This window comes from Shewanella sp. SM20, from assembly GCF_025654545.1.
GTDB classification, from domain to species: Bacteria; Pseudomonadota; Gammaproteobacteria; order Enterobacterales; family Shewanellaceae; genus Shewanella; species Shewanella oncorhynchi.
This window is the reverse complement of record NZ_JAKKRK010000097.1, coordinates 1-5,675: the sequence shown is the minus strand read 5'-3', so window position 1 is coordinate 5,675 and position 5,675 is coordinate 1. Positions and strand designations below refer to the sequence as shown.

Sequence of the window (5,675 nt, the reverse complement as noted above, 5' to 3'; positions counted from 1 at the left end):
CTATCGCCGTGTCACTGTATTGAAATCCCCGACCTCGACCACCATGGTGTTCAGTGTGACACCAGAGGTTGAGCGCCTGCTCGTCTATCCAAAAAGTCAGTGAGCCTCGGTTGGTCAACGCCTTGTTATATTCCGGCCAATTGGTAATGCGAGATTTAGATTTGCCCATCTGATAGCGGTTCCTGCGTGGTATTCACAGGATCTGATCGCATCTGAGACGGAAGGTTCATTCATTTAGGCAACAACGCCATGAGAAGGTAGTAGATATGCTCATTGAGTTTAATGGTTTGAGACATGAAGCGCCACCAAACAAAACTTAGGATTGCTAAGTATACTAATATTAGTAAAACTTAGACAATCTAAGTTATTCAAGGTGTCCAGATGAAAACTAAGTGGCTAAACCGAACCCTATCCCAGACAGGCTCAAAGAAGCTCGTAAGCGAGCTAATATGACACAAAAAAAATTGGGTATTCGTATTGGTTTGGATCCTAGCTCTGCTAGTAGTAGGATGAATCACTATGAGAAAGAGAGGCACACCCCAGATGTTCAAACTCTTCAACGCATGGCTGATGAGCTAGGCGTACCTTTAAATTACTTCTTTTGCGATAGCGCTGAGTCAGCAGAGTTGGCTTGCTTAATAGATAAGTTGTCAATAGAAGAAAGGCAAAGACTGATTCAGCTATTAAGTAAATGAACTAATTATATCTGCCTCTTTAGAATAAATTGAAGGAATAATTTTGAGTAACTCAGGAGCAAAAGCCGCACTTCGTGGTTATAGATTACAAACGTTATATATATTAAATGAAATTTTAAGCTCTAAAGATACGAATTTAGTTTTTCAGCCAGAAGGAAATGAAGATCTTGCAGTATATAAGGGAGAAAAATTAGTAAGAACAATTCAAGTCAAAGCTTATAGTGAACCTTTAGTCTTATCTCATTTTATTAAACCTGATCAAGAAGATTCATTCTTTCGTCGCTCTGCTAATTTATTATTTTTAAACGAAAATGTAAAGGTTGAAGTTATTAGCTTTGGAGATATAGGCAAAGAATTAGAAAATGCTTGGATGGGAGTAGAATCGAATAAAATTAGCATATTAAATAAATTAGTTAAACTTGGAATGACAGAACAACAAGTTAATTCTATGTTTGAGAGAATAACTTGGGATAAAGTTTCAGAATTTGATTTAAATACTGATATAATTAGCCGCTTATCAAATAGCTTAACGGTTGGTTCTCCTGAGAACGCGTTATCATTATTAAATGCTTGGCTGTATACGGCATCAGAGCAACAAACAAAAATTACATACTCACAGCTAATAGAAAAAATAAATTCTATTGGGAAATACTTATCAGAAAGAGAAGCACATCATACTGAATGGTTTAAATCATTAGAGCCTCTAATTGAAAATGAGATATTAGATACGTTAGCTTTAGAAAAAGAATTTTATAAAGGGGTTTCTACAAGGTTTAGCCATATTCAGGCTAACCTTGATATCGAAAGAACAGAACAGCTTGATGAGATTGATGAACTATTTAAAAGAAACCAAACAGTAATTATCCATGCTGCTTCAGGACAAGGAAAAACATCCTTAGCTTATCGGTATTTGTATAATTATATTCCTGAAAATTGGCGGTTAAAAGTTAACTACATTGAAGATCGAGGACATGCAAATAGTATAGCTTTGGCTATTGCTGATCATTTAGCTGCTTTTAATGCAAAACTATATCTATTTATAGACGTTTCACCAAGAGATCTAGATTGGACTAGTATTGTTAAATCATTATTAGAACACCAAAATATAAAAATTCTACTGACGATCAGGGAAGAAGATCTTGCTCGACAAAATATTTCAAATGAGGAAATAGGTTTTCCAGCGTTATTACGGCTTCAGTTCACTAAAAAAGAAGCTAAAAATATTTACCAAAACCTTATTAATAAAAAAGTAGCAAAACCATATCCTTCATTTGAACAAGCTTGGCTAAGTTTTGGTAATAATGGGTCACTATTGGAATATATCTATTTCTTAACGCAAACAGAATCATTGGTAGACAAATTAACATTTCAGGTGAAACGATTACGTTGTGAAGTTAGAGAAGGTCGATTAGAACCTAAAGCAATAACTTTACTTTTAGCATGTGCCGTTGCAACGACTTACGAGGCTAAATTAAAAGTAGGCTTGTTAGTTGATGAACTATCATTAAATGATCCTATTGGTACATTTGCTTTATTCGAAGATGAATACTTAATTAGGCGCTCTAACGATAAACTCCAAATAGAAGCGTTACACCCTATCAGATCAAGAATTTTAGTTAATGTTTTAGCTGACCCAACTTTTTCGCCTTGGATAACTTCTGCATTAAGTGTAATGCCGTGTTTAGAGGAAACTGATCTTGAGACTTTTCTTCTTTACTCTTTTTCTGAAAAACCAAATGATTTTAGTTTGATTTTTAATCAGCTTTCTAAGCTAAAAGTTAATTCTTGGGCTACTGTCGCTGGCATTGGTCGAGCTTTATTGTGGTTTGGTATACATCGTTATACAATTGAAAATAAAAACATTATTGAATCGGCAAGGAAGTTAGTAGGCAATGATGCTTGGGCATATATGTTATTTCCTGACATCGGTGGAGTAATGGAAACAGATCCTGCTGAAGAACTTATTAGTCTTTTAGGGCAAAATAATCCAGTAAAAAGGAATGAAGCTCTAAAGTTAAGGTCTGAAATTGGTTCTTCAGAGATTGTTTACGAAGATATTAAGAAATGGTTAGTACAACTTAATGATGAATTCATTAGACCTAAAAATGACAGAGAATGGTCTGGTTTAGGGGAGGTTTTATTATGGCTTGGAAAGTTAAAAGTCAATTCAGAAGTTGAAGTGACTTGGCTAATTGATATAGACATTGATAACTCCTTTACATGTATCGAATCTTTAGCTGATTTAGTCATCGGCATTTACTATTTTGATAAAGTTTTATATCAAAAATTTATGATGAAAAATGAAGTAATAATAGGAAGATTATTTCAGGAATCAACTAAAACTATATGGTTAGAGCAAAAAACTGATAACCCTATTTCACATTATATTATCCCTGAACAATACATCAATGATGATGGACATTCAGGAAACTCCCTGAATAAATACAGTGTATTACGAGCAAAGTTATTAAGAAAACTTTTTCCTTATAAAGAAAAATTTGGTGCAAAAGGTTATGGTCATCAAAATATTTTTATGGAATTACCCATAGATGAATCAAATAAACCTAGCATTCTTAAGTCTTATATTCCTATAGAGCAATTTGTTAATATGAACTCAACATGGGCAAATTATGCTGATTATATTAATAGACCAGATGATTGGCTTGAGTATGCCAATAATATCATATTTGTACGAGAGCAAATTGCAGATGGTTTAGTGTGTTTAAATAAAACATTAAACTCATACTTTAAAAAATTTAAATCACAAGCTCTCATTGGAAAAGGCAAAATAGAAAGTGAGTATTGGGAGGCGTTATCGCTAGTTAATTGGCAAATCACAAAGTTACCTAAATTAGCTGTAGATCAATGGGGTATGACAAGTGAAGGAACCCTAAATGTATCAGAAGAAAAAAGAGTAAATCAGATTAATTTTTTGATGATGCAGGAATACTCTAAGACTTATCAAAAATCTTTAAGTAACTATATTCACTCTATAAGTAATTTCTTTAGCCAATCACATATTATTTTAATTATTAATGGATTAATCGGCAGGCTACCTCTCGAACAGCATCAAATATATTATGAAAAAGCTGAAGAAATAGGTCATCCATTCACTGAACATACTTTACATCTTGCAACAATGAACTTTAATGATGCACGTAATCATTTGGAAATTTTTCAGAAAGACTTTAGAGATCACTTTCAGGAAATATTAGACCCTGTTCTTTTAGAAAAACTAGAGAAGAAAGAACATGAAAAATTCAAGAAATCATGGCCGTTATGGTATCAATTTGCTTTTAACCCTGAAAATCATTGGAAAGATTCACCAGAAGTAAGAGCTTTAGTAATAGCTGATAGAGCAAAAAAGGAATTGATTGAGTCGATTAAATATTCACTTGTTAGTAGTCTACCAAGTAATTTGAAGAGTTGTGTTTTAAGTGAAAACTTCAGATATGAAAATAATAAAGCATTATGGATAGGTGTTGAAGTTACTGATATATCTTCGTTTGATATAATATTGATATCTATTGTCAATGCACTTTGCAAAGCAATAAGACCTATAGAGTTTAAAGATCTAAAATATTATTCAATGTCTAATCAATGGGATAATTTTGTAGTAGTTCCAATGCGTAATGGCACTACTTTTTCTAATCTAGCGTGGGTCTTGTTAGCTAATAGCTTTGTTGGTGATGCTCCTGTATTAGACGAAGATAAATCTTATCTACATATTCCTAGAACTCTAAATAAAGAAGCGATTGATCATTTCAACTTTAAGACAAATAACATCATTTATTTTACTGAGTTATCGTCAATTGAAAAATCTATTTCCGAGATATTTGCTACTGTCAACCATATACACTGTTTTAATGAGTTAACCTCTAATCTTGATGATATAGGTATAGAAATATTGCAGGCATATTTATCTCCATTAATTGAGAAAATGACAGTGTTTATTGTAGAAACGGATGAAGTCATTTGTCGAATTAGAAAAGATACAAACAATGGATTGTTGTTAGATCTTTTAGATGTATGTGCAGGTGCTGTTCAACCTTACGAAGAAGCAGAAGACAAAAAAATTAATATAAGTATTTCTGATTGCTATGAGTGGGCAATATTGCTCTATAAAGCATTAACTGAGCTGCAACTATATAAATGGCAAAATCTATTTAAATAATTATCTTTTTTAAAAAATCAGTTTAAATATAAGAACACTTAAAACTAGTTAGTGTTCAGAGATATCACTATAAAGATAGAGTCTAATAATGGAATAAATAAACAAGATAATAAAAAGCTTAATAAATACATATTGGAGCTAAGACAACAATACGAGACTGATATTTTTCAAGAGGTATCTTTAAAAAGCAAATCATTTTTAACTGTCGGTTTTTTTAGCGCTCCTCAATTTTTATAAATATTATCTAATAGCTCAAATAATGAAGAGTTTGAAAAAGAATCAAATAAATAAAGACACATTTCAACAGGTAGTAAAGATTGGTTCAAAGATTATAACTATAAGCGTTCACTGGAAGCTAGAACAGCTCTACAAGAACAAAAAATCAGTGAAAGGTAAGCCAGAGCCTGGCTATCTAGCTCTACTTGTATTAGTTCTGCTCCGACTTGTTCTTTTCGTTTTAGACTTAAAAGCCCCTTTTGGTTTGTAAGGTGTCCCCTTTCCTTTCAACCCACTGAAGGTAACCGATTTAACCTCACTGATTAGGTCATAGATACTCTGTGCTGAAGGATCCCCTCATAAATCAGCCATAGCATAGCCATATTTGAGCAACTGATTGGCGAATAATACCCAGGCCGCCAGCAATTCTTTCTCCGTGATTTGATAATCAGGCCGCCTGAGTACCTCCAATCCCAAGCGAATCGTTGAGAGTACCGTTCGATGCCCAATGGTATTGGCCTGAAAATGCTTATCCCAGCCCTGTTGCTGTGCGTGTAAACCAACTAGCCACAACAGGCATTGAACCATCA

At 33.3% G+C, this 5,675-nt stretch carries 3 protein-coding genes and 1 pseudogene; 2 read left to right on the top strand and 2 right to left on the bottom strand.

All coding sequences use genetic code 11. The features are described from left to right. Positions 1-169 (bottom strand): transposase (locus L5M18_RS22620; protein WP_011711619.1); only part of this gene is annotated, 169 nt, incomplete at its 3' end. Between the two features lie 223 nt (positions 170-392). Here L5M18_RS22620 and L5M18_RS22615 point away from each other — a divergent pair. Together L5M18_RS22615 and L5M18_RS22610 are read left to right on the top strand one after the other, a co-directional pair. Beyond that, complete coding sequence (locus tag L5M18_RS22615; RefSeq protein WP_263198677.1) at positions 393-695, top strand: helix-turn-helix domain-containing protein; 303 nt, start codon at positions 393-395, stop codon at positions 693-695. Between the two features lie 43 nt (positions 696-738). Continuing rightward, on the top strand, positions 739-4,869 hold the full coding sequence (locus L5M18_RS22610) for a hypothetical protein (RefSeq protein ID WP_263198676.1): 4,131 nt from the start codon (positions 739-741) through the stop codon (positions 4,867-4,869). 573 nt (positions 4,870-5,442) lie between these two features. On the opposite strand, the pseudogene L5M18_RS22605 reads toward L5M18_RS22610, so the two are convergent. Continuing rightward, positions 5,443-5,675 (bottom strand): annotated as a pseudogene (locus L5M18_RS22605) (IS4 family transposase); the annotation flags it as partial.